This window comes from Nocardioides donggukensis (genome assembly GCF_014842875.1).
GTDB classification, from domain to species: domain Bacteria; phylum Actinomycetota; class Actinomycetes; order Propionibacteriales; family Nocardioidaceae; genus Nocardioides; species Nocardioides donggukensis.
This window is the reverse complement of the sequence record NZ_JACYXZ010000002.1, coordinates 450,274-473,377: the sequence shown is the minus strand read 5'-3', so window position 1 is coordinate 473,377 and position 23,104 is coordinate 450,274. Positions and strand designations below refer to the sequence as shown.

Here is a 23,104-nt window from a genome sequence, read left to right as displayed (position 1 = left end):
GTCGCCGCGTGCTGCGCCGAACCACGCCCTCTCGGCGGCCGTGGCGCGCCTCCTGGAGCCGGTCCGTCCGGCTGCTCCGGGAGTTCCGGTATGAGCAGCCGGATCCGGCCCGTTTCTACACGGCACTCGCCGAGGACTCCGTCGCCCAGCTCTCGGAGTACGTCGACCTCACGGGCGCGAGGATGCTCGACGTGGGCGGGGGACCGGGCTACTTCCGGAACGCGTTCACCGAGGCCGGTGCCACCTACTTCGCGCTCGACGCTGACGTCGGCGAGCTGTCCGGGGCCGGGGAGATCGCTGCGGGCACGGTCATCGGCAGCGGGATGCAGCTGCCCTTCGCGGACTCCTCGCTGGACGTCTGCTACTCCTCGAACGTCCTCGAGCACGTCGCGGACCCGTGGCGGATGGCTGAGGAGATGCTGCGGGTCACCCGGCCGGGCGGTACGGCGTTCATCAGCTACACGGTCTGGTACGGCCCGTGGGGCGGCCACGAGACCGCTGCCTGGCACTACCTGGGCGGCCGGTTCGCGCGGAGGCGCTACATCCGCGTGCACGGGCACGAGCCCAAGAACAGGTTCGGCGAGTCCCTGTTCAAGGTCACGGTCCGGGACGGGCTCGCCTGGGCCAGGAGCCAGAAGGTGGCGGACATCGTGCACCTGACCCCTCGCTACAACCCGTGGTGGAGCCGGTGGCTCCTGCGGGTGCCGGTCGTGCGCGAGGTGGTGACGTGGAACCTGGTGCTCGTGCTGCGCAAACGATGAGTGGCGACGCGGCACCGACCTCCCGCACCGGGCTCCGTCTCACCGCCGGCTGCGTGCTTCTCGTCGGGCTGGCGTTCATCCAGTCACCGGGATACCTCGTGTCGGACACCAAGTTCGACCTCGCAGTCGACCCGTGGGGCTTCCTCCAGCGAGCCACGCACCTGTGGGACGGGGCGGGCGCCTTCGGCCAGCTGCAGAACCAGGCCTACGGCTACCTGTGGCCGATGGGCCCGTTCTTCGGTATCGGCGACCTCGTCGACCTCCCCGGATGGGTGGTGCAGCGGCTGTGGCTGGCGGTCGTCCTGTGCGTCGCCTTCGTCGGCACGGCGCTGCTGTGCCGGGCACTGGGCGTCCGTTCCGATGCTGCGATGATCCTGGCCGGACTGGCCTACGCCACCTCGCCGCGGCTGCTCAGCACGCTGGGCCCGATCTCGATCGAGGCCTGGCCCAGTGCCGTGGCGCCCTGGGTGCTGCTCCCGTTGGTGGTCGGGAGTGAGCGAGGCTCACCGCGCAGGATGGCCATGCTCGCCGGCCTCGCGGTGGCCATGGTGGGGGGCGTGAACGCGGCGGCGACGTTCGCCGTGCTGCCTCTGGGCGTCGTGTGGCTGCTCACGAGGAGCCGGGGGCCGCGGCGGCGGAGCCTCATGCTCTGGTGGCCGGTGTTCACGGCCCTGGGGACCCTCTGGTGGCTGCTGCCCCTGTTCCTCCTCGGCCAGTACAGCCCCCCGTTCCTGGACTTCATCGAGTCCGCCTCGATCACCACGTTCCCGACCACCCCCTTCGACGCCCTGCGAGGAACCTCGGCGTGGGTGCCGTACGTCGAGCCGGCCTGGCAGGGCGGCTTCCTGACCGTCAGTGAGGGCTATCTCGCGCTGAACTCCGGCGTCGTGCTCATGCTCGGAACCGTGGGCATCGCGCTGCGAGGGCACCCGCACCGGGTGTTCCTGGCCCTGTCGCTGCTGGTGGGACTGGTCCTCGTGGGCACCGGCCACCTCGGGTCGGTGCAGGGCTGGTTCGCCGCACCGCTCAACGACCTGCTCGACGGATCGCTCGCGCCGTTCCGCAACGTGCACAAGCTGGATCCGCTGATCCGGCTGCCGCTCGTCGTCGGCCTCGCCTGGCTGCTGGAGCTGGCCGCGAGGACCGCTGAGCCCAGACGGCTCGTTGTCGCCGGACGGGACGTGACGGTCTCGGCGCGGCCCGCGGTCGTCGGGCTGGCGGCGCTGGCGGTCGTGGCTGCCGCCACGCCGGCTGTCGCGGGCCGGCTGGCCCCCACCGATCCGGTGCAGGAGACTCCGCCGTACTGGCGGGCGGCCTCGGCCTGGCTCGAGGCGAACGCGGGGGACCGGGAGGTGCTTCTCGCCCCGGGCTCGTCCTTCGCGGACTACCTCTGGGGTGCGCCGCGCGACGAGCCGCTGCAGTATCTCGAGGGCGGTCCCGACTGGGCGGTGCGGAACGCCATCCCGCTCACCCCACCGGGGAACATCAGGATGCTGGACGCCGTCGAGGAGCGCCTGGCCCAGGGCCGGGGCTCCCGCGGGCTGGCCGCCTACCTCGCACGATCCGGCATCCGGTACGTCGTGGTCCGCAACGACCTCGTGGTCTCCTCCGACATCCCGGACCCGGCCCTGGTGCACCAGGCCCTCGCGGACTCGCCAGGCCTGGTGCCGGTGCGGGGCTTCGGCCCGGAGGTCGGTGGTGAGGCCCATCTCGAGACCGAGGAAGGGCGGATCGTCGTCAACGGCGGGTGGCAGACGGCTCGGCGCGCCGTCGAGGTCTACCAGGTCGAGCGGACGACCGCCTCCGCGGTCAGCGCGAGCAGTCTGCCGCTGGTGGTCGGCGGGCCCGAGGACCTGCTCGGTCTGGCCGACGTCGGTCTCCTCGGAGACGACCCGGTGCGGCTCGGCGTGGACGTCGACCCGGCCGGCGACCGACCGGACGGGCAGGTCCTGCTGACGGACGGCCTGCTCGGCCGGGAGCGGTTCTTCGGCCGGGTCCACGACGGCTACTCCGCCGTCACCACCCCCGGCGACGTCCGCCGCTCGGGCAACCCGGTGCCGGACTACCAGCTCGAGGAGGGCAGTCGGTGGCTCACGACGGCGCGGCTGGTCGGAGCTGAGGCGGTGTCCGCCTCGGCATCGCAGTCGGACTCGACCATGGGCGGCGGCGCCCGCCCCGGCCGGCTCCCGTTCGCCGCGCTCGACGGCGACGAGTCGACCGAGTGGGTGGCGCGGCAGACCGGCGACGGACCGGCCTGGTGGCAGCTGGACCTGGCCCGACCCACCTCGGTGTCCGAGGTGGAGATCATCCTCGGCGCGGCCGGCGCCGAGCGCAACCCCGTCCGGGTGCGGACCGAGGCCGGTGAGGTGGAGACCACCCTGCGCTCCGGGGCGACCAGCACCGTGCAGCTGCCACCCGGTCCCACCGGGTGGCTGCGAGTGGAGTCCGCGTCGCCGGGCGGCCCGGGCCTCGCCCTGGCGGAGATCCGGATCCCGGGCACCACCGTGCGGCGCCAGCTCGTGCTCCCACCGCTGGCGCCGAGCTGGGGGACCCCTGACCAGATCCTGCTGCGGGCGCTCCGGGACGAGCGGACCGGCTGCGTCGAGGTCGAGGGCCGGACGCCCTGCGTCGAGAACCGGGCACGGTTCTCGGAGGAGCCCGGCGGCTTCGAGAGGGTGGTCACCGTGGCCGGCCGCCGGCAGTACCGGCCGCGGGTGACGGCTGCCCCGGTGGCCGGGCCCGGCCTCTTCGACCTCATCCAGGAGGACCAGCCCCTCAACGCCGTGGGCTCGACCGTGGGTGTCCCGGATGCTCGCGCGTCGGGGCTGGCCGCCGTGGACGGCGACACCGGGACCGCGTGGACTCCGGAGGTCGACGACCCTCGCCCCCAGCTGCAGCTGAACTGGCTCGGGACGAGGTCGCTGCGCGGCATCCAGGTCCTCGTGGACCCGGACTCCCCGGTCCGCCGGCCCACGCGGCTGGACCTGATCTGGCCCGGGGGCGAGCGCACCGTCGAGCTGGACGAGGACGGTGCCGCCCGGTTCCGTCCCCTGCGCACGGATCGGCTCACGGTGCGGGTGCTCAGCTCCGCCAATGCGGTGTCGTTCGACGCGGCGGGCAACGCCCAGGGCCTGCCGGTCGGGATCGGGGAGATCCGGTTGGACGGCCTTCCGTACGCCCCCCTGAGCCTCTCGCCGGACCGGCGTACCCGGCCGTGCGGCACCGGCCCCGAGATCGAGGTCAACGGCGCCACCGTCAGGACCCGGCTGACCGCCAGCCCCGCCGAGCTGTTCTCGATGGAGGACGTCGAGGTGTCGGTGTGCCGGGGCGAGGGCGAGGTCTCCCTGCGGTCCGGGTCGAACCTGGTGCGGGTCCGGGGCACCGACGCCGTGGCACCGCGCTCGGTCCACCTGGGCACCGAGGCGACCCCCCGGACGGTCAGGAGCGCAGGGCTCGGCTCGCCCACCCCGGTGCGGAAGGTGGCGGAGCCGCCGGCGGAGGGAGCTCCGTGGCTGGTCCTCCGCCAGAACGTGAACCCGGGCTGGGAGGCGACCGAGGGCGGCGAGCAGCTCGACCCGGTGGTGGTGGACGGCTGGCAGCAGGGATGGGAAACCGACGGATCCGGTGCTCCGGTCACCGCGCGGTTCACCCCGGACGCGACGTACCGGGTGGGGCTCGGAGTGGGCGCCGGGCTGGCCCTGCTCCTGGTGGCACTCCTCGCGGTGCCCCGGAGGCGGTGGCCGGGGGCCGGGCTGCCACGGCTCGGGGCTGCCCGACTACCGCTGCTGGCGGCCATGCCGGCCGCCGTCGCCGCGGGAGCGCTGCTGGGCGGTTGGGCAGGGGTCGCCTGCGCGGGGGTCGGGCTGCTTCTCGCGTGGACCGCCCGTCACCTGCTGGGCGACTCGGCGGCCTGGTCGGTCGGCGTCCTGCCGCTCCTGGCATCGACGGGCTACCTGTTCCGGCCCTGGGGCAGCGACTCCGGCTGGGCGGGGGAGTGGGCCTGGCCGCACTACCTCGTGCTGGTGGCGCTCGCCGGGGTGGTGGCCCTGTCCGTCGAGCCGAACTCACGTCGCTTGAGGGACATGAAGGGCTTCTCGACCAGGCTGTAGAGCACCTGCGCGGCGAGGAGGGACAGCCCGAGCGTCAGCAGGAAGATCTGCAGGAAGTGGCCCTCGTAGAGCTGGTACCCGGTGGCCTTCATGACCAGGTGCAGCACCGGAAGGTGGATCAAGAACAGGCTGTAGGAGATGAGGCCGAGGTGTCGCGGCACCCTGTGCGCCATCAGGCGGGCGTAGCGCGAGGTCGCCGGCGCGAAGGCGGCCGAGAAGACCAGGAGGCCGCCGATGGCGGTGTAGAGCAGGTTCTTGGTCACGGCGTCGGCGAGGGTCGGCGCCACGAGAAGCGTGGGACCCGCGACGGGCGTGGCCGCGACCAGCAGGAGGCCGCCGACGATGCTCCAGCAGACGCCCGGGCTGGCGGCCACCCGCTCCACCGCGTCGCGCACGGGAGGAAGCAGCGCGTCGGCGCCGTGCAGCACGTGCAGCAGGGCCAGCCCGATCCCGGCTGAGAACCAGGTCAGGAACGCGGGAAGCCACTCGTTGACGGCGATGTCGCCGGCGAACGGAAGTCGCGGCGAGACGACGGCCAGCCAGAGCACGGTGGTCGAGCTGGCCAGCGCGAGGCTGATCGCGACCCGACGGGGGGAGAGCCCGCCTCGCCCGAGGATCACGAGCATCAGCAGGGGCAGCGTGACGTAGAACGCCACCTCCGTCGCCAGGCTCCACGTCTGGGTCAGCCCCGGCGGTGGTCCGGAGGAGACGTAGATGTCGGTCATCGTCAGCGTGACCAGCCAGTCCCGCACCCCGAGGTCCCGGTTGGCGTCGATGAGCACGAGGGCGAGGATCGCGGTGACGACGTACACCGGGACGATCCGTAGGAACCGCTTGCCGAGGTACGGCGTGACGCGCGGGCCCCGACGACCGGCTCGGGCGGCGGCGATCCACGGCCTGGAGAGCAGGAACCCCGACAGCACGAAGAAGATCGCGACGCCGACGTCGAGCCGCGCCAGGACGGCACCCCAGACCCCGTGGGCGGTGTACGCGCCGGCCCAGAACGCGGTGTGCGTGGTGAGCACGCCCAGGGCGCCGACGGCGCGGAGGGTGTCGAGCGCGGGCAGGTGAGTGAGCTGCGTGCCTTCCTGGTTCGAGGTGCTCACAACTCGCCTCCGGGCTCGGGGTTGCCGACCTCCACGACGTCGACGCACACCTGGGTTCCGTCGGCCAGACCGTCGATCTCCACCGTGTCGAAGGCACCGGTCAGCTGGACGTAGAGGCTGTTGAGCCCGGGCTCCACGACCGTCGTCACGCTGTCGTCCCCGGCACGCACGACCACGGGGGAGGCGTCCGAGGACAGGTAGCCGATCCGGACCCACCAGCCCCAGTCGTAGGTGCGGGACCCCAGCGGGATCGTGGCGGGCCGACGCGACGTGACCTTCCAGCCGCAGCCCTCGCGCGGTCCCGGCCCGGTCCGGATCGCGTCGCCGAACGTCGCTCGGCGCGGGTTGCCGGCATCGTCGAGCACGACCAGCTCCGGTGTGGCCCGGTCGAACTCGGCATTGCCGGACACCACGGGCAGCAGGATCGAGGTGAGGTTCGCCGGGTAGGCGTTGGCGGGGATGACGGTGTCCGGGACCTGGACGTCCACGACCGTCGCGGGGCTGCCCCGCAGCCCCTCCCGTGCGTTCTTCACATACGTCTCGCCAGGGTTGTCGCTGTGCCACACGTGCACGTAGCGCACCGAGCTGAACACGCCGAGCCCTCCGACCAGCGCCACTGCGGTCGCGCTCGCGATCGAGGGGACGGCGACGGTCAGCATGGGTTCCTCGCGGGGGACGGTGGACTCCACGGCTCCGAGCAACCGCATGGACGCCAGCCCGAGACACAGGGGGAACAGCGCACCGACGTCGGTCAGGTAACGGTACTCCAGCCCGGCGAGCGCGCCGACCAGTGAGCCACGGGTGGTGGCCAGCACGAGGTACGCCGACACCGTGTACCCCGCGAGGAGCGCCCAGACCCGGCCGGTGCGGCGGCGGGTGAGGTAGAGGTAGGCGATCACGAAGGCCACGGCCACCCAGGCGAGGTGCGCCGCGACCTCCGGGGGCTGGGCGACCGGCACGGGTGGGTTGTAGTTCCACCACGTCCATGGCCCTCCGACCATCCCGGGCACCAGGGAGGTGCCGATGAGCGTCCCGGCCAGCCCGGACGGGTCGCCGTCGCCGTCTCCGGTCACGAGACTGGGGACGTGGCTGGCGTAGTAGACCGTGAACACGAGGGCGAGGGTCGCCGCCGAGGCCGCGGCCGGCCAGTAGCGGCGAACCGACCACAGCACCCGGCGCCGGGCTCCACCCGAGGCGAAGAAGGCGAGCAGGAGGTAGGCCAGGACGGGAAACAGGAACACGGTCTTCACGTAGCTGAGCAGTCCCACGAGGAGGACCAGCAGCGTGAGCCCGAGCCACAGGTGGCGCGGTCCACGCAGGTAGCGCACCCAGCACCCGATGCTCAGGAAGATGACCAGCTGGTGCGGCACCTGGTTCAGGGAGGCGGCCCACCACATCCCCGCCGGGGTGACGACCGCCGTGGTGAGATAGAGCGCGAGTGGGGCCAGGATCCCCCAGCGCGGGCCGAACATGGTGACCAGCGCCCAGAGGCAGGCAACGGCGGCGGCCGCTCCGATGCCGAGCGTGAGGCTGGCCGCGAGCGGCCAGTTGAGCGTCCCGCTGTGCTGGACGGCCCAGGCCAGGAGCCGCCCGACGGGCATGAACTGGCTGTCGAAAGGTCGCAGCAGGTACTCCGCGGACAGCTCTCCCCGCGCCTCGTACAGGAGCCGGTAGTCGTCGGCGTAGAACCAGCTGGGGTACAGCGCCCAGGCCCGGAACACGGTGTGCAGCCCGACCATCCCGAGACCGACGCCGACGACAGGGTCCCTGAGGAGTTGGAGGAGCCGCGCTGCGGCGCCGGCCGGGTGGGTCACGGCAGCGACTATCTCACGGGGTCGTACGCGAGTTGCGGCCGCTGACCGGGCAGCGCGTGACCTCGATCACGCGTAGTGACCACCCGGTAACTTGCCTGCTAGAGTTCGGGCGCCATTTGGTTCCCTGGGGAGGGTAATTTCGTGCAGAAGATCATCAGCTGGGTGCTGCTTGTCCTGGGGGCGTTCCTCGTGACGGCGGCCATCATCTCCGTCGTCTGGGCCCCGGACGCCGTGAAGAAGACACCGCTCAAGACCGACACCACCACCCGGCTCGACGGGACGGCGCTGGTCCCGACGAAGAGCGACGACCGGCTCCAGGTGCGCGCCACGAGCATCACCGAGGCCGACTCGGACCGCTCGGACGACGACGTGGTCGTCTTCGTGAACACCACCTGCCTGGTCCTCGAGCAGTCCGAGCTGGACTGTGGCGAGGAGGGGGTCGACGAGAACGCGGATCCCAACGTGATCACGATCAGCAATGACGTGTTCGCTGCGGACCGTGTCGACGCGGCAGCCGTCAACGACGAGGAGTACCTGCCTGAGGACGCCCGGCCGCACGAGGGGCTGATCAACAAGTTCCCGTTCGACGCCGAGAAGCAGGACTACCCCTTCTGGGACGGTGTCGTCGGCGAGGCCGTGACCGCCGCCTACCAGGGGACCGAGTCCCTCGACGGGCTGGAGACCTACGAGTTCAACTACGTCGTCGAGGACGTCGACGCCACGGTGCTCGGTGACATCGAGGGCCAGTACTCGATGGACAAGACGATGTGGATCGACCCCCGGACCGGGGCGATCATCAAGCAGGAGCAGGCCGAGACGCGGGTCACCGACGACGGCACCACGCTGCTGGACCTCGAGCTGGCCTTCACCGACGAGCAGGTGCAGACCAACGTCGACGAGGCGAAGGACAGCATCGGAACGCTGGACCTGCTCACCAAGACCGTCCCGCTGGTGGGCTTCATCCTCGGCCCGATCCTGCTCCTGGCAGGCGGGTTCCTGCTCTTGCGCTCCCGCTCCACCACCGCTCGGGCGTAGCGCTCAGTCGCGTCGGGCCACGAAGATCGCGGTCCCCGGTGTCAGCAGCCCGCGGGTCCGCGACCAGCCTCCCCAGGTGCGGTCGTGGTCCGCGGGCCACTCCGGCTCGTCGAAGCGGACCAGGGCCATGCCCTCGGCGGCCAGCAGCGACACCCAGTCGCCGATGGTCCGGTGGTGCTCGACGTAGCTGACGTCCCCGGTGGCGTCGTCCACCTCGACGTACGGCGTCCGGTCCCAGTAGGACTGGGAGGCGGTGAGGCCGCCCTCCTCGGGGTCGTCGGGGAACATCCAGCGCGTGGGGTGGGTGACCGAGAAGACGAAGCGGCCACCGGGCCGCAGCACCCGGCGGACCTCGGCGACCATGACGTCGGCGTCGGCGACGAACTGCAGCGCGCCGAAGGAGGAGAAGACGACGTCGAAGCGCTCGTCGGGCAGCGGCAGCGCGGTCGCGGTCGCGCACACCGCCGGCACCGGCGTGCCGGTCTCGGCGTCGAGGCGGCGGGAGTGCTGCAGCTGGCGCAGCGAGAGGTCGAGCCCGACGGCGTGACCGCCGTGGTCGATCACCCAGCGCGAGCACTGACCGGCGCCGCAGCCCAGCTCCAGCACCCACCTCCCGGCCACGTCGCCGAGCAGGCGGGTCTCGTCCTCGGTGTGGCCCTCGGGCCCCCAGACGAAGCCGGCGTCGCCGAGGAAGGCCCCGTGGGTGGCCTGGTACTCGTCGGCGTAGCGGTCCCAGTCGCGGCGGTTCGCGACCCTCGAGGTCTCCTCGCCGACCCGGACCCGGATGGCGCGCACGCCGGTGGTGTCAGGGGCCCCGTCCCCGGGGGACCCCATGGTTGGCTCCATGTCCCGAGCCTAACCGCCCGGTTGGACGCGGTGCGCGCCACGCCGGTAGTCTGATCGCTGCGCCAGAAGTCTGCCTGCGTCCCGGACGGAGTGGACTCTCGCTCGCTATCACCCGCCGGCCTTCCCGGCACCGCACGACCGGTAGTGAAACAGGACCTGTGGCGTGCCCGCACGAGCCATCCATCCAAGGAATCACTTCCCATATGACGAGCACCATCTCCACTCTTCCGGACTACGACGCGCCTCAGATCGCTGTCAACGACATCGGGTCCGAAGAAGAGTTCCTCGCCGCGATCGACGCGACCATCAAGTACTTCAACGACGGTGACATCGTCGATGGCACCATCGTCAAGGTCGACCGGGACGAGGTCCTGCTCGACATCGGCTACAAGACCGAGGGCGTCATCCCCTCGCGCGAGCTGTCGATCAAGCACGACGTCGACCCCAACGAGGTCGTCGCCGTCGGCGACAAGGTCGAGGCCCTCGTCCTCCAGAAGGAGGACAAGGAAGGCCGGCTGATCCTGTCCAAGAAGCGCGCCCAGTACGAGCGCGCCTGGGGCACCATCGAGCAGGTCAAGGAGGAGGACGGCGTCGTCGAGGGCACCGTCATCGAGGTCGTCAAGGGCGGCCTGATCCTGGACATCGGCCTGCGTGGCTTCCTGCCCGCCTCCCTCGTCGAGATGCGACGCGTCCGCGACCTGCAGCCCTACGTCGGCCAGACGCTCGAGGCGAAGATCATCGAGCTGGACAAGAACCGCAACAACGTGGTCCTGTCCCGCCGGGCGTGGCTCGAGCAGACCCAGTCCGAGGTGCGTCAGGGCTTCCTGACCCAGCTCCAGAAGGGTCAGATCCGCAAGGGCGTCGTCTCCTCGATCGTCAACTTCGGCGCGTTCGTGGACCTCGGCGGCGTCGACGGCCTGGTGCACGTCTCCGAGCTGTCGTGGAAGCACATCGACCACCCGAGCGAGGTCGTCAACGTCGGTGACGAGGTCACCGTCGAGGTCCTCGACGTGGACATGGACCGCGAGCGGGTCTCCCTGTCGCTGAAGGCGACGCAGGAGGACCCGTGGCAGCACTTCGCCCGGACCCACCAGATCGGCCAGATCGTGCCGGGCAAGGTCACCAAGCTGGTGCCCTTCGGCTCGTTCGTCCGCGTCGAGGAGGGCATCGAGGGCCTGGTGCACATCTCCGAGCTCGCCGAGCGTCACGTCGAGATCCCCGAGCAGGTCGTGCAGGTCAACGACGACGTCATGGTCAAGATCATCGACATCGACCTCGAGCGTCGCCGGATCTCGCTGTCGCTCAAGCAGGCCAACGAGACCGCCGCGGCGGCCGAGGCCGAGGACTTCGACCCGACGCTCTACGGCATGACCGCCTCCTACGACGAGCAGGGCAACTACATCTACCCGGAGGGCTTCGACCCGGAGACCGGTGAGTGGCTCGAGGGGTACGACGAGCAGCGTGCGGTCTGGGAGGACCAGTACGCCAAGGCGCACGCCCGCTGGGAGGCGCACGTCAAGCAGCAGGCCGACGCCAAGGTCGCCGAGGCCGAGGCGGGCGAGGCCACGTCGTACTCCAGCGGCGGCGACAGCGCCCCGGCCACCGGTGGCGGCTCGGCCCAGCCGGCAGCGGCCGAGGACGCCAGCGGCGGCTCGCTGGCCTCCGACGAGGCCCTGCAGGCCCTGCGCGAGAAGCTCACCGGCGGCGGCTCCTGAGCGAGCGCCGCAGGCGTCTCGCGGGACCGGAGTCGATCCCGACCTAGCAGCACAGCGCGAGGGCCCGGACACCACACGGTGTCCGGGCCCTCGTGCTGTGTTCTGTGCTGTACCGGGTGTGGCAAGGGTCAGTGGAACCAGGCGCCCGTGTGCGAGAACGGGTCGTCGTGGTGGCTGCGCGGCGGACGGTGGGAGGAGCTCCGTCGGGGGTCGTCGGTGTAGACGTCCCGCAGGGCCACGAGCACGATGGCGATGATGAGGGCGGTGCCCCAGAAGGCGATGAGTTCGGTCATGGCAGTAATTCTGTCTCGCCGGAGATCCTGCCACCAGTGGCAGTGATGACATGCCCCATTGATTATCTGCCAACCCTCTGTCATGCTCGGCACATGCGCTCCGTGGCGGTGGTGGTCCAGGACGGTGCCGAGCCCTTCGGGCTGGGGTCGATGTGCGAGGTGTGGGCCGAGCCGTTCCACGCCGAGGACGACAACCCGGTCTTCGACTTCAGCGTCGTCACCCCACGGCCCGGCCGGGTCCGCGGCTCCTCCGGCTTCGACCTGTACGTCGAGCACGGGCTCGAGGTCGCCGAGACCGCCGACCTCGTCTGCGTCTCCCCGAAGCGGGACTTCCGCGAGCCCTCGCCCGAGGTCGCGGACCTGGTCGGACGCGCCCATGAGCGCGGGGCGACGATCTTCGCCCACTGCACGGCCGCCTTCGTGCTGGGGGAGGCCGGGCTGCTCGACGGACGACGGTGCACCACCCACTGGCGGCACGTGGGCGAGCTGGCGGCCGCGTACCCGGCCGCGAGCGTCGACCCCGGCGTGCTCTACGTCCAGGACGGCCCGGTGATCACCGGGGCCGGCTCCGCGGCCGGGCTCGACGCGGCGCTGCACCTGATGCGCCAGCAGTTCGGGGCGCACGTGGCGGCGACTGCGGCGCGGCGCATGGTGGTGCCGCCGCACCGCGACGGCGGCCAGGCCCAGTTCATCGCCCGGGCGGTGCCCGACTGCAGTGCGGAGACGCTCGGGCCGCTGCTGACCTGGATCCTGGAGAACCTGGCCGAGGACCTCGGGGTCGAGGCGCTGGCCCGGCGCAGTCACATGTCCCCCCGGACCTTCGCCCGCCGGTTCCGGGACGAGACCGGGACCACGCCGCACGCCTGGGTGACCGCGCAGCGGCTCGTGGCCGCCGAGGAGCTGCTCGAGCAGACCGAGCACCCCGTGGAGTGGATCGCCGCGGAGACCGGCTTCGGCAACGCCGCCACCCTGCGCCACCACTTCACGCGTGGCCGCGGGGTGAGCCCGCAGCAGTACCGCCGCACCTTCAATCGGCCGGCTTGAGCCCGTCGCCCCGCGATCTGCACTACAGTGCCGCGGAGCGCGTGCCGGAGGACGACGTCCGTGCTCGGCGGGGGGCGGCGCGCACCGTTGCTCGGAAGGAACACGATGACCCCCCACCCCCCGACACGACGCGCGCTGCGCGCCCTCGCCGCCCTCCTCACCGGCGCCCTCGTGGTGCTCCCGCTCACGGGCGGCCGGGCTGCCCCGGCACCCTCGGCGGGGGTCAGCACCTCGCCCCTGCCCTCAGCCGCCGCGGTGGGCACCGCAGCCGCGGTTCCCGCGGCCTGCGCCTCTGACGGCGACTACGTCTGGACCCACCTGCACGCGTGCGGCTGGCCGGGCCTCCGCTCGACCGGGCCGAAGGCATCCAAGTGCCCGGACGGGATCCGGGACCGGGGCACCCGGGCCCGCTCGGTGATCCGGATCGGCCGGGCCGGGGCCGTCGTGTCCTGCCAGCGGATCCTGGGCTGCCTCAGCATCGAGGCGCGCAACGTGACGATCCGCGACGTGAAGGTCACCTGTCACAGCGGCCGCACGGGTGAGGCGGCCAACGGCACCGGCGTGATCAAGGTGCAGAACGGCGCCAGCGCGACGATCCGCCGGGTGCTCACCGACGGTCGGCGAGGAGTCCACGCCTGCGTCTGGCACCAGGGGACGAGCCTCGTCGTCGGTCGGCTCGACTGCCGCCGGGTCAACGACGGGATCTTCGGCTGGGCCGACACCGGCTACTCGCAGACCACCGGCGACAACTTCCGGATCAAGAACAGCTACTTCCACAACTTCACGACCCGCACCGCCAACGGCCACGTGGACGGCTACCAGACCGTCGGCTCCGCCCACGGGGTCATCCGGCACAACACCTACAAGATGACGTCGGACGACAACAACAGCGCCACCTCCGCCGTCGCGATCTGGAACGGCAGGCGCACCAGCCGCGACATCGTGGTGCGCGACAACCTCATCGCCGGCGGTGGGTTCTCGATCTACGCCCACGACTACCACCCCTCGGAGGCCTCGCCCGAGGGCGGCCACAAGGTGCTCAACACCCGCTTCATCGACAACGTCTTCAGCCAGCGGCTCTTCGGCTGCGTGGGCTACTACGGCGTGTGGTTCCCGCGCGGCAGCCCCACCGACGGGTGGAACCGCTCCGGCAACCGGGTGCTGGAGACCGGTCAGCGCATCGACGGGCGGAACCCGACGTACGGCGGCCGGACCTGCACCTGAGCCGGATCGACCCGGACCTCACGCGGGGACACCGGTGACGTCGGACTGTCGGTGGCTGGTGCTTGGCTGGTCTCATGATCGAGGTGGACGTGACCGGGCAGCCGATCGAGGTGCGAGACCTCGATGCCGAGTGGCTGCTCGAGCTCGCCGAGGAGGCCGAGCAGCAGTCGCGCGCCTCGGAGCGGCGCAAGCTGCGGTACGCCGCCCAGTGGTGTGCGCTGCATCCCGCGCTGCCCGACGGTGACGCGTCCTGCTGGGGCGAGGTCGCGGACTGCGACGAGCTGCTCGGTGGTGAGGGCACGCCGCTGGTGGCGGCGTTCACCGCCGAGCCGTTCGCGGCGGCCCTGGGGGTCTCGACCCGGGCGGGGATGGCGCTCATGGCCGACGCCCTCGAGCTGGAGCACCGGCTGCCGGCGATCTGGGAGCGGGTGGAGGCGCTGGAGGTGGCGCCCTGGCGGGCGCGACGGGTGGCGCAGGCCACGGTGACGCTCTCCCCGGAGGCCGCGGCGCACGTCGACCGCTGCCTGGCCGGGATCGTGGACTCGTGCGGCCCGGGGCGGATCGACCGGGCGGTGGCCGAGGCGCAGGCGCTCTTCGACGCCGAGGAGCAGGCCGAGGCCGAGGAGACCGCGCGGGACTCGTGGAGCGTTCGGCTCACCCACGGCGTCGGCACGACGGCCGGTCCGCTCTCGCGCTGGGTCGGGACGTCGTTCCTGGAGGTCATCGGTGACACCCAGGTGCTCACCGACGTCCACGACCTGGTCTGCCGTCGGGCTGCCGAGCTGGGTGCCGCCGGTGACGACGACGGGCTGGAGGTGCGCAAGATCCGGGCGCTGGGGACGATCGTCGACCAGGCCGCGGGAGCTGCCGGGGAGGTGGACGGCGCCGGGGGCCGGTCCCGGAGCACGCTCTACCTGCATGCCGACCTCGCCGACGTCCTCGGTGACCGGGTCGGCACCGGCACGGCCGAGCGCCTCGGGGCCGCCACGCTGGAGCGGATCCGGGCCTGGGTCGGCCGCGGTCGGGTGACCGTCGTGCCGGTGCTGGACCGGGGCCGCGACGACGCGGTCGACGGGCACGACCCGCCGGCCTGGATGCGGGAGCTGGTGATCCTGCGCGACCGGCACTGCGTCTTCCCGTGGTGCGAGCGCGACGCCCGGTGCTGCGACGTCGACCACATCACCCCCTACGACGAGCACGGGCCGCCGGGCCAGACGCACCCCGGCAACCTGGCGCCGCTCTGCCGACGACATCACCGCGCCAAGACCGCCCGCCGCTGGCACTACCGGCGGACACCCGAGGGCACCTTCGCCTGGCAGGGGCCGCACGGCAGGCGGTTCCTCGTCACCCCGAGCGGCACCGTCCGGCTCGACTGAGCGTGCTGCTCGGGGCCCGCGGTGCCCGGCTGCCGTCACTGCAGCTCGCTGCGCCGGACCTTGCCCGTCGCCGTCCGGGGGAGGTCCGGCACCGGGCGGAACTCCTTGGGCCGCTTCGGCGGGGAGAGCCGGCTGCGCGCGAAACCGTCGAGCTCCTCGGCCGAGGCCGTCCCGACCACCGCGGCGCAGACCCGCTGCCCCCAGTGGTCGTCGGGGACCCCGAAGACCGCGACGTCGTGCACGCCCGGGTGCTCGCGCAGGGCGTTCTCGACCTCGACGGGGTAGACGTTCACCCCGCCGGTGATGATCAGGTCCTCCCGGCGGCCGTCGAGGAACAGGTAGCCGGCGTCGTCGAGACGTCCGAGGTCTCCGACCGTGAACGCGTCCCCCTGCCAGGCCTCGGCGGTCCGGTCCGGGTCGCCGAAGTAGCCGAACCGGGCGTGCCGGGGCACCGTGCACCAGATCGTGCCGTCGTCCGCGACCCGCAGCCGCCGCCCGGGCCGGGCGCGGCCCACCGTGCCCGGCCGCTCCAGCCACTCCTCGGAGCGGCAGGCCGTGAACTGCCCCTCCGTCGAGCCGTAGAACTCCCAGGTCGACCCGGCCGGGAACAGCTCGAGCAGCCGGCGCTTGACCGCGGGCGGGCACGGAGCGCCGGCATGGGCCACCAGCCGGAAGGCCGAGGTGTCGGGCACCCCGACGGCGTCCCAGTGCGCGAACAGCCGCTGCAGGTGGGTCGGGACGCAGAACATCGTGACCGGTCGGGCCGTGCCCAGGCCCCGGATCGTCTCGGTCACCTCGGCGGCGTCGAACGCGCGCTGCTCGCCGCCGCCGGGCACCACCACCCGGCCACCCGCCAGCAGCGTGCCGAGGGCGAACCGGAGCGGCGCGGAGTGGTGAAGCGGGCTCAGCACCAGGTTCACGTCGTCGGGGCCGAACCCCCACAGGTCGGCCTCCTCCGCCACCAGGGAGGCGGCGTCGGCCGGGGAGAGCAGGCCCGAGTCGACCCCCTTCGGCGTCCCGGTGGTGCCGCTGGTGCAGTGCATCGGCCGGCACCTCGGCGGGCCGTGGTCGGCGCCGCACCGCGCGGCCAGCGCGGCCAGGTCGTCGGCCCGCTCCACGACGTGGTGCGGGTCCACCACCGCGAGCAGCCGCTCGCGCTCGCGGGACGTCGAGCGGGGGTCGAGCGGGACCGGGTGGATCCCGGCCCGGAGCAGGGCGAGCACGTGCTCGACGTACGTCGTGGAGCCGGGCAGCAGCAGGGCGACCCGGTCACCGGGGGACAGCGGCGGCGCGGGCATGGCGTGAGGCTACTGTGACCGCCATGCGCGTGGGACTCACGGGAGGCGTCGCCTCCGGCAAGAGCACGGTGGCCGCGATCCTCGTCGACCTCGGCGCGGTGCTCGTCGACGCCGACCTGCTGGCGCGGGAGGTGGTGGCACCGGGCACCGACGGCCTGGCCGAGGTGGTCGCGGCCTTCGGCGACGACGTGCTCACCCCCGACGGCGAGCTGGACCGTCCGGCCGTGGGTGCCCTGGTCTTCGCCGACCCCGCCAAGCGGCAGGCCTTGGAGGCGATCATCCACCCCCGGGTCCGGGCCCGGGGAGCCGAGCTCGAGGCGGCCGCCGAGCCGGGTGACGTGGTGGTCCACGACATCCCGCTGCTCGCCGAGACCGGCCAGGCGGACGGCTTCGACGCGGTCGTGGTCGTCGACGTCCCCGAGGACGTGCAGGTGGACCGGATGACCCGGCTGAGGGGGATGTCCGAGGCCGACGCCCGGGCCCGGCTGGCGGCACAGGCCTCACGCGCCGAGCGACTCCGGATCGCCACCCACGTCGTGGACAACACCGGGACGCACGAAGACCTCCGCGAGCGGGTCGCGGAGGTCTTCGCGGAGCTGGCCGGGTAGCCCTCAGGCAGCCAGGTCGGGGTCGGCGAACGTGCGCAGCTTCTGCAGCGCCTCGCGCTCCAGCTGGCGCACCCGCTCGGCGGAGATGCCGTGCTTGGCTCCGATGTCGGCGAGCTTGTGCTGGCGTCCGTCGACCAGGCCGTAGCGCGAGCGGATGATGTCCGCGGCCCGGTCGTCGAGGTGGGAGACCAGCGAGTTGAGCCGGTCCCGGCTCTCGACGTCGAGCACCTCGAGGTCGGGGCTCGGCGTGGTCTCCTGGGCCATCAGGTCGCCCAGCGAGGTGTCGCCGTCCTCGTCGACGGGGGAGTCGAGGCTGATGTGCTCACGACCCCAGCGGAGCAGGTCGATCACCCGGTCGAGGTCCATCCCGAGCTCGTGGGCGATCTCCTCGGGCTCGGGCTCCCGGCCCAGCTGACGCTCCAGGCTGCGGCGTGCGCTGCCGACCTGGTTCAGCTCCTCCACGACGTGGACGGGGAGCCGCACCACGCGGGCCTGCTGCGCGATCCCGCGGGTGATCGCCTGGCGCACCCACCAGGTGGCGTAGGTGGAGAACTTGTAGCCCTTGGTGTAGTCGAACTTCTCGACCGCCCGGATCAGGCCGGTGTTGCCCTCCTGGATGAGGTCCAGCATCGGCATCTGGGCCCGGCCGTACTTGCGGGCGATGGAGACGACCAGTCGCAGGTTCGCGGTGATGAACGTGTCCACGGCCTTGCGGCCCTGCTCGGCGATCCACTCCAGCTCGTCCTCGGTGGCGCGCTTCGGGGCACCGCCCTTGCGGCGGCCCACCCGGCCCTCGGCCAGCAGTCGCTCGGCCAGCAGCCCGGCCTCGATCGTCTTGGAGAGCTCCACCTCGGTCGCGGCGTCCAGGAGCGGGTTGCGGGCGATCTCGTCGAGGTAGAGCCCGACGCTGTCGCGTCCTTCGATCTCGCGCGTCGCGGTCATCGTGGCCATGGTGCGCCCCTCCTTCGTCGAGTGACCGGCACCGGGCATCGGTTCCGTCACACACCTGTTCGAACACGCCGGGCTCGGGAGAGATTCCCGTACCCGAGAGTGATTCGGTTACACAGGGTCAGACGATTGGTCTGGGCGGATAGTTGCCGATCGGACCACTTCTCAGGGACTTCTCAGGCCACCCCACCCCGCCGGGTGGGAGCGCTCAGGCCAGCCCCATCCGGTCCAGGATCCAGGCGAGCGAGAACGCCCGGTCGGTCCAGGCCTGGTAGCGCCCCGACACCCCTCCGTGGCCGGCGGCCATCTCGGTCTTCAGCAGGAAGTCCCGGCGTCCGGTGGCCGTGGCCCGCAGCCGGGCCACCCACTTGGCCGCCTCGACGTAGAGCACCCGGGTGTCGTTCAGGGAGGTCTCCGCGAGGATCGGCGGATAGTCCACCGCGGCCACGTTGTGGTAAGGCGCGTAGCCGAGGATCCGCGCGAACGCCTCAGGATCGCCCTCCGGGTTGCCCCACTCGTCGTACTCCATCACCGTGAGCGGCAGCGAGGAGTCGAGCATCGTGGTCAGCACGTCGACGAACGGGACCTGGGCGACCAGGCCGGCGAAGAGCTCCGGGGCCAGGTTCGCCACCGCCCCGATCAGCAGCCCGCCCGCGCTGCCGCCCTCGGCCACCAGCCGGTCGGGGGAGGTCCAGCCCTCGTCGACGAGGTGGCGCGCGCAGGCCACGAAGTCGGTGAAGGTGTTCGTCTTGGCGGCCAGCTTGCCGTCGTCGTACCACTGCCGGCCCATCTCGCCGCCGCCCCGGACGTGGGCGATCGCGAACCCGGCACCCCGGTCGAGCATCGACAGCCTCGGGATCGAGAAGTACGGGTCGATGGAGGCCTCGTAGGAGCCGTAGCCGTAGAGGAGCACCGGCACCGACCCGTCCTGCGGGGCGTCGGCCGGCAGCACCAGCGAGATCGGCACCCGGGTGCCGTCGGGTGCGGTCGCCCAGAGTCGCCGCTCGGTGTACGCCGCCGGGTCGTAGCCGCCGAGGACCGGGGTCCGCTTGAGCAGGGTGAGCTCCCGGGACCCGACCTCGTAGGAGTAGAGGCTGCCGGGGGTGGCCATCGTGGTGTAGCCGAGCCGGACCACCGGCTGGGAGAACTCCGGGTTGCCTCCCGAGCCGATCGTGTAGACCTCGTCCTCGAACTCGACGAGGTGGTCCGGGCCGACGCCGTCGTCGTCGAGCTCGAAGATCCGCAGCTGGGTCAGGCCCTCGCTGCGCTGGTGGACCACGAGGTGGCCGGCGAACGCGTCCACGTCCTCCAGCCGGACGCCGGGGGTGTGCGGGATCAGCACCCTCCAGTCCGAGCGCGAGGTGGGCTCGGCGGGTGTCGTCGCCAGCTCGAAGTCCGGACCGTTGCCGTTGTGCAGCACCAGGAAGGTGGCCGCGCCGGCGACGACGGCCGGCTCGAGGTGGTACTCCACGCCGTCGGCGCGGGGGCAGAACACCTCGAACCCGCGCTCGGGCCGGTCCGCGTCGAGGACGCGGTACTCGGTGGTCGTCTTCGACGCCGAGGCGATCATCAGGAACCGGTCGTCGCGGCTGCGGCCGATGCCGGTCCAGAACCGGCCGTCGGTCTCGTGGTGGACGACCTCGTCCTGGTCGGTGCTGGTGCCCAGCCGGTGCCGCCACACCTTGTCGGGCCGCCAGCTGTCGTCGACGGTGGCGTAGTAGAACGCGGTGCCGTCCCGCGACCAGGTGGCGCCGCCGAGGACGCCGCCGATCTCGTCCGGCAGCAGCTCCCCGGTCCCGAGGTCGCGCACCCGGATCGTGTACCGCTCGTCCCCGACCACGTCCGTGGAGTAGGCCAGCAGGCGCTCGTCCGGGCTCACCGAGGACCCCCCGAGCGAGAAGAACTCGTGCCCCTCCGCCAGCTGGTTGAGGTCCAGCAGGACCTCCTCGTCGGGCAGCGCGGGCAGGTCGGCGGAGGCGTCCTCGGCCGGCTGCGGGGGGATCCAGCTCTCGGGGTCCGCGACCGGGACCCGGCAGCTGGCGCCGTACTCCTTGCCCTCGAACGAGCGCGAGTAGTACCAGTGGCCGCGGATCCGGGTCGGCACCGACAGGTCGGTCTCGCGGGTGCGGGCCTTGATCTCGGCGAAGATCGTCGCGCGCAGGTCGGCCAGGTGGGCGGTGCGGTGCTCGGTCCAGGCGTTCTCGGCCTCCAGGTGCGCCGTGACCTCCGGGTCGTCCTTGTCGCGGAGCCACTCGTAGTCGTCCACGAGGGTGTGGCCGTGCACGGTGCGCTCGGTCGGTCGGCGGGCGGCGACGGGCGGGGTGGGGGCGTCCATGCTGGCCGACAATAGGGGAGGATCGGTGGCGTGACTGCTTCCGGTGGCCCCGGTGCCGAGCACGCCGCGCCGACGCTCGACCTCAACGCCGACCTGGGCGAGGAGGTCACCGACGACGCCGGGCTCCTCGAGGTGGTGACCAGCGCCAACCTGGCCTGCGGCTACCACGCCGGCAGCCCGGAGATCATGCGCGCCGTCTGCGAGGGTGCGGCCCGACGCGGCGTCGCGATCGGCGCCCAGGTCAGCTATGCCGACCGGGCCCACTTCGGCCGCCGGCGGCTCGACGTGGCACCGGCCGTCCTCGCCGAGCAGGTCGCCGACCAGGTCGGGGTGCTCGCCGAGATCGCCGCGGCGGCCGGGGTCGAGGTCGGGTACCTCAAGCCGCACGGCGCGCTCTACAACCGGGTCGTCGACGACCCGGACCAGGCCGCCGCGGTGCTGGCCGGGTCCGGGGACCTGCCGGTCCTGGGCCTGTCCGGCGGGGTGCTGCTCGAGCAGGCCGCGGCCGCGGGCAGGGCCACCTGGCGGGAGGGCTTCCCGGACCGCGGCTACACCGCCGAGGGACGGCTGGTGCCGCGCGACCGTCCCGGTGCCCTGGTCAGGGAGGAGGCCGAGGTGGCCCGGCGGGCGGTCCGGCTGGCCCGCGAGGTGGACTCCGTGTGCGTCCACGGCGACTCCCCGGACGCGGTCGCCCACGCCCGCGCCGTACGCCGTGCGCTCGAGGCCGCCGGGTGGCTGCTGGCCCCCTTCTCCTCCACAGGCTGAGGGGTCGAACTGTGGAGGGGAGCCGGTTTCCTGTGGAGGGGACCGGCCCTTCTGTGGAGGACACGCCGAGCGCGCGGAACTCGTCCAGAAACATCGCTCCAGCCCCTTGCGCGGGGTGCCCCGGGCCGCATAGAACTGTGCTCACGCAGCCCCGCAAGGGGCCGCGGGATCACCGGAAGAGAAGGTCCACACGGCGGAGAGATCCGCTGCGGACGCCGATGACGTGGCGGCCGGGACCAGAGAATCCGGCGGATCGATCGGGATGTCATCTACCGGTCACCCGAAGGGCTCTGTGGAACTCATACTTCCGCAGGGCCCTTCACCTATTTCGGTCACCCATTTCGGCGCGTGCGCCTGCGAGGCTGGTCCCGTGCAGGTGATCCCCGTGGGCCCCGAGGCCGCCCTCGTCGAGGTCGGCGAGGCCGACGCTGCCCTGGGCCTGGCCCTGTGGGCGCGTGGCCGGGTGCCGGCCACCGAGATCGTGCCCGCCGCCCGCACGGTGCTCTTCGACGGCCTGGCCGATCCGGTCGCACTCGCCGGGCAGCTGGCCGACTGGCCGGGGGAGGCGCCGACGCCCGAGGGCGAGGTGGTGGAGGTGCCGGTGCTCTACGACGGCCCGGACCTGGCCACCGTCGCCGAGACGTGGGGCCTGGACGGGCCCGACCAGGTCGCCGGCCGGCACACCGAGCAGGAGCACCTGGTGGCGTTCTGCGGGTTCGCGCCCGGCTTCTCCTACCTCACCGGGCACCCCGCCCTCCCGGAGGTGCCGCGGCGGGACACGCCCCGGGCCCGGGTGGCACCGGGCTCCGTGGCCCTCGCCGGCCCGTTCACCGGGATCTACCCCTCCGCGTCCCCGGGCGGATGGCAGATCGTCGGCCGGACCGAGGCGACCCTGTGGGACCCGACCCGAGAGCCGGCCGCGCTGCTGCCGCCCGGCACCCGGGTCCGGTTCGTGGCGGCATGAGCCTCCTGGTCGTCGACCCCGGCGCGCTGAGCACCGTCCAGGACCTCGGCCGGCTCGGCTGGGCGCACCTCGGCGTGCCCCGGGCCGGTGCCCTCGACCGGCCCGCCGCGGCCCTCGCGAACCGCCTCGTCGGCAACCCGACCGAGGCGGCCGTGATCGAGACCACGATGACCGGGCTCAGGCTCACCGCCGAGCGGGGGCACTGGTTCGTGGTCACCGGTGCCCCCTGCCCGGTGCGGGTCGACGGGGTGCCGGCCGGGCACGGGCAGCCGACCTGGGCGCCGGCCGGCAGCGCGGTCGAGGTCGGTGCCGCCGAGACCGGGGTCCGGTCCTACGTGGCCGTGGCCGGCGGGATCGCGGTGCCCCCGGTGCTCGGGTCCCGCTCGACCGACACCCTCGCCGGGGTCGGCCCGCCGCGACTCGCGGCCGGCGACCGGCTCCCGGTCGGGACGCCGCTCGGCCCGCCGCAGGCGCACGACACCCCGCGCCCGGCCACGCCGGGTCCGCTGAGGGTGCACCCCGGACCCCGGGCGGACTGGTTCGGGCCGGACGCGCTCGACCGGCTCTGCGACGCGGACTGGTCGGTGGCGGCGGACTCGGACCGGGTCGGCCTCCGGCTGCGGGGCGAGCCGCTGGTGCGCGCCCGCGGGGGCGAGCTGGCCAGCGAGGGGATGGTCCTCGGCTCGGTGCAGGTGCCCCCGGACGGCCAACCGGTGCTGTTCCTCGCCGACCACCCGGTCACCGGCGGCTACCCGGTCGTCGCGGTGGTCCCCGCCGACGACCTGCACCGCTGCGCCCAGCTCCGCCCCGGCGACCTGCTCCGCTTCCGCCGCGCCGGACTGCCCGCCTGAGGCCGCCTGACG

The 23,104-nt window shown here is 72.7% G+C and carries 18 protein-coding genes; 11 read left to right on the top strand and 7 right to left on the bottom strand.

Features of this window, described 5'->3' with window-relative positions; genetic code table 11:
- Positions 1 to 8: 8 nt before the first annotated feature.
- Positions 9 to 761 carry a class I SAM-dependent methyltransferase gene (locus IE331_RS08605; RefSeq protein ID WP_201931462.1) on the top strand — a complete coding sequence of 251 codons (753 nt, stop codon included), beginning with the start codon at positions 9 to 11 and terminating at the stop codon, positions 759 to 761.
- On the top strand, positions 758 to 4,870 hold the full coding sequence (locus IE331_RS08600) for an alpha-(1->3)-arabinofuranosyltransferase domain-containing protein (RefSeq protein WP_192142546.1): 4,113 nt from the start codon (positions 758 to 760) through the stop codon (positions 4,868 to 4,870). The genes IE331_RS08605 and IE331_RS08600 overlap by 4 nt, the downstream gene beginning before the upstream one ends.
- On the opposite strand, the gene IE331_RS16970 is transcribed toward IE331_RS08600, so the two are convergent.
- Complete coding sequence (locus IE331_RS16970; RefSeq protein ID WP_192142545.1) at positions 4,771 to 5,976, bottom strand: acyltransferase family protein; 1,206 nt, start codon at positions 5,974 to 5,976, stop codon at positions 4,771 to 4,773. The two genes, IE331_RS08600 and IE331_RS16970, sit on opposite strands and share 100 nt — an antisense overlap.
- A complete protein-coding gene (locus IE331_RS16965) occupies positions 5,973 to 7,790 on the bottom strand; it encodes a hypothetical protein (protein WP_192142543.1) in 1,818 nt (605 codons plus the stop codon). The genes IE331_RS16970 and IE331_RS16965 overlap by 4 nt, the downstream gene beginning before the upstream one ends.
- A 141-nt stretch (positions 7,791 to 7,931) precedes the next feature.
- On the opposite strand from IE331_RS16965, the gene IE331_RS08585 reads away from it, so the two are divergent.
- On the top strand, positions 7,932 to 8,825 hold the full coding sequence (locus IE331_RS08585) for a porin PorA family protein (protein ID WP_192142541.1): 894 nt from the start codon (positions 7,932 to 7,934) through the stop codon (positions 8,823 to 8,825).
- Positions 8,826 to 8,828: 3 nt separating this feature from the next.
- Here IE331_RS08585 and IE331_RS08580 read toward each other — a convergent pair whose 3' ends face one another.
- The gene (locus IE331_RS08580; protein ID WP_225579682.1) at positions 8,829 to 9,671 is read right to left on the bottom strand and encodes a class I SAM-dependent methyltransferase; all 843 of its coding nucleotides are present in this window, start codon (positions 9,669 to 9,671) and stop codon (positions 8,829 to 8,831) included.
- Between the two features lie 203 nt (positions 9,672 to 9,874).
- Here IE331_RS08580 and rpsA point away from each other — a divergent pair, with 203 nt between their 5' ends.
- A complete protein-coding gene (gene rpsA / locus IE331_RS08575) occupies positions 9,875 to 11,386 on the top strand; it encodes a 30S ribosomal protein S1 (RefSeq protein WP_192142539.1) in 1,512 nt (503 codons plus the stop codon).
- A 128-nt stretch (positions 11,387 to 11,514) separates the two neighbouring features.
- On the opposite strand, the gene IE331_RS08570 is transcribed toward rpsA, so the two are convergent.
- Entirely contained in the window at positions 11,515 to 11,679 is a 165-nt protein-coding gene (locus IE331_RS08570; RefSeq protein WP_192142537.1) for a hypothetical protein, read from the bottom strand.
- A 93-nt stretch (positions 11,680 to 11,772) separates the two neighbouring features.
- Here IE331_RS08570 and IE331_RS08565 point away from each other — a divergent pair, with 93 nt between their 5' ends.
- The 3 genes from IE331_RS08565 (at position 11,773) to IE331_RS08555 (ending at position 15,323) form a co-directional block, all read left to right on the top strand.
- Positions 11,773 to 12,723, top strand: coding sequence for a GlxA family transcriptional regulator (locus IE331_RS08565; protein ID WP_192142535.1), 951 nt, complete (start codon positions 11,773 to 11,775; stop codon positions 12,721 to 12,723).
- 105 nt (positions 12,724 to 12,828) lie between these two features.
- Positions 12,829 to 13,947 carry a right-handed parallel beta-helix repeat-containing protein gene (locus IE331_RS08560; RefSeq protein WP_192142533.1) on the top strand — a complete coding sequence of 373 codons (1,119 nt, stop codon included), beginning with the start codon at positions 12,829 to 12,831 and terminating at the stop codon, positions 13,945 to 13,947.
- A 74-nt stretch (positions 13,948 to 14,021) separates the two neighbouring features.
- Complete coding sequence (locus IE331_RS08555; RefSeq protein ID WP_192142531.1) at positions 14,022 to 15,323, top strand: HNH endonuclease signature motif containing protein; 1,302 nt, start codon at positions 14,022 to 14,024, stop codon at positions 15,321 to 15,323.
- 35 nt (positions 15,324 to 15,358) lie between these two features.
- Here IE331_RS08555 and IE331_RS08550 read toward each other — a convergent pair whose 3' ends face one another.
- A complete protein-coding gene (locus IE331_RS08550) occupies positions 15,359 to 16,621 on the bottom strand; it encodes a class I adenylate-forming enzyme family protein (RefSeq protein ID WP_192142530.1) in 1,263 nt (420 codons plus the stop codon).
- Positions 16,622 to 16,644: 23 nt separating this feature from the next.
- Here IE331_RS08550 and coaE point away from each other — a divergent pair, with 23 nt between their 5' ends.
- Positions 16,645 to 17,229, top strand: a complete 585-nt coding sequence (coaE, locus tag IE331_RS08545) for a dephospho-CoA kinase (RefSeq protein ID WP_192142529.1) — start codon at positions 16,645 to 16,647, stop codon at positions 17,227 to 17,229.
- Positions 17,230 to 17,232: 3 nt separating this feature from the next.
- Here coaE and IE331_RS08540 read toward each other — a convergent pair whose 3' ends face one another.
- Complete coding sequence (locus IE331_RS08540; RefSeq protein WP_192142528.1) at positions 17,233 to 18,180, bottom strand: sigma-70 family RNA polymerase sigma factor; 948 nt, start codon at positions 18,178 to 18,180, stop codon at positions 17,233 to 17,235.
- A gap of 205 nt (positions 18,181 to 18,385) precedes the next feature.
- On the bottom strand, positions 18,386 to 20,512 hold the full coding sequence (locus IE331_RS08535) for a S9 family peptidase (RefSeq protein ID WP_192142527.1): 2,127 nt from the start codon (positions 20,510 to 20,512) through the stop codon (positions 18,386 to 18,388).
- A gap of 30 nt (positions 20,513 to 20,542) precedes the next feature.
- Between IE331_RS08535 and IE331_RS08530 the strand changes: the two genes are divergently transcribed.
- The 3 genes from IE331_RS08530 (at position 20,543) to IE331_RS08520 (ending at position 23,092) form a co-directional block, all read left to right on the top strand.
- Positions 20,543 to 21,277 (top strand): LamB/YcsF family protein, encoded by a 735-nt coding sequence (locus IE331_RS08530; protein WP_192142526.1) that lies wholly within the window; start codon positions 20,543 to 20,545, stop codon positions 21,275 to 21,277.
- Between the two features lie 370 nt (positions 21,278 to 21,647).
- Complete coding sequence (locus tag IE331_RS08525) at positions 21,648 to 22,241, top strand: 5-oxoprolinase subunit B family protein (RefSeq protein ID WP_192142524.1); 594 nt, start codon at positions 21,648 to 21,650, stop codon at positions 22,239 to 22,241.
- Positions 22,238 to 23,092, top strand: coding sequence for a 5-oxoprolinase subunit C family protein (locus IE331_RS08520; protein ID WP_192142523.1), 855 nt, complete (start codon positions 22,238 to 22,240; stop codon positions 23,090 to 23,092). The genes IE331_RS08525 and IE331_RS08520 overlap by 4 nt, the downstream gene beginning before the upstream one ends.
- The last annotated feature ends 12 nt before the right edge of the window (positions 23,093 to 23,104 follow it).

Excerpts from the sequence above, each read along its gene's own strand:
- IE331_RS08570 (WP_192142537.1), bottom strand. The coding sequence starts at position 11,679 with ATGACCGAACTCATCGCCTTCTGGGGCACCGCCCTCATCATCGCCATC.
- IE331_RS08560 (WP_192142533.1), top strand. The coding sequence starts at position 12,829 with ATGACCCCCCACCCCCCGACACGACGCGCGCTGCGCGCCCTCGCCGCC.
- coaE (WP_192142529.1), top strand. The coding sequence starts at position 16,645 with ATGCGCGTGGGACTCACGGGAGGCGTCGCCTCCGGCAAGAGCACGGTG.
- IE331_RS08550 (WP_192142530.1), bottom strand. The coding sequence starts at position 16,621 with ATGCCCGCGCCGCCGCTGTCCCCCGGTGACCGGGTCGCCCTGCTGCTG.
- IE331_RS08540 (WP_192142528.1), bottom strand. The coding sequence starts at position 18,180 with ATGGCCACGATGACCGCGACGCGCGAGATCGAAGGACGCGACAGCGTC.
- IE331_RS08555 (WP_192142531.1), top strand. The coding sequence starts at position 14,022 with ATGATCGAGGTGGACGTGACCGGGCAGCCGATCGAGGTGCGAGACCTC.
- rpsA (WP_192142539.1), top strand. The coding sequence starts at position 9,875 with ATGACGAGCACCATCTCCACTCTTCCGGACTACGACGCGCCTCAGATC.
- IE331_RS08600 (WP_192142546.1), top strand. The coding sequence starts at position 758 with ATGAGTGGCGACGCGGCACCGACCTCCCGCACCGGGCTCCGTCTCACC.
- IE331_RS08520 (WP_192142523.1), top strand. The coding sequence starts at position 22,238 with ATGAGCCTCCTGGTCGTCGACCCCGGCGCGCTGAGCACCGTCCAGGAC.
- IE331_RS08580 (WP_225579682.1), bottom strand. The coding sequence starts at position 9,671 with ATGGAGCCAACCATGGGGTCCCCCGGGGACGGGGCCCCTGACACCACC.
- IE331_RS08535 (WP_192142527.1), bottom strand. The coding sequence starts at position 20,512 with ATGGACGCCCCCACCCCGCCCGTCGCCGCCCGCCGACCGACCGAGCGC.
- IE331_RS08565 (WP_192142535.1), top strand. The coding sequence starts at position 11,773 with ATGCGCTCCGTGGCGGTGGTGGTCCAGGACGGTGCCGAGCCCTTCGGG.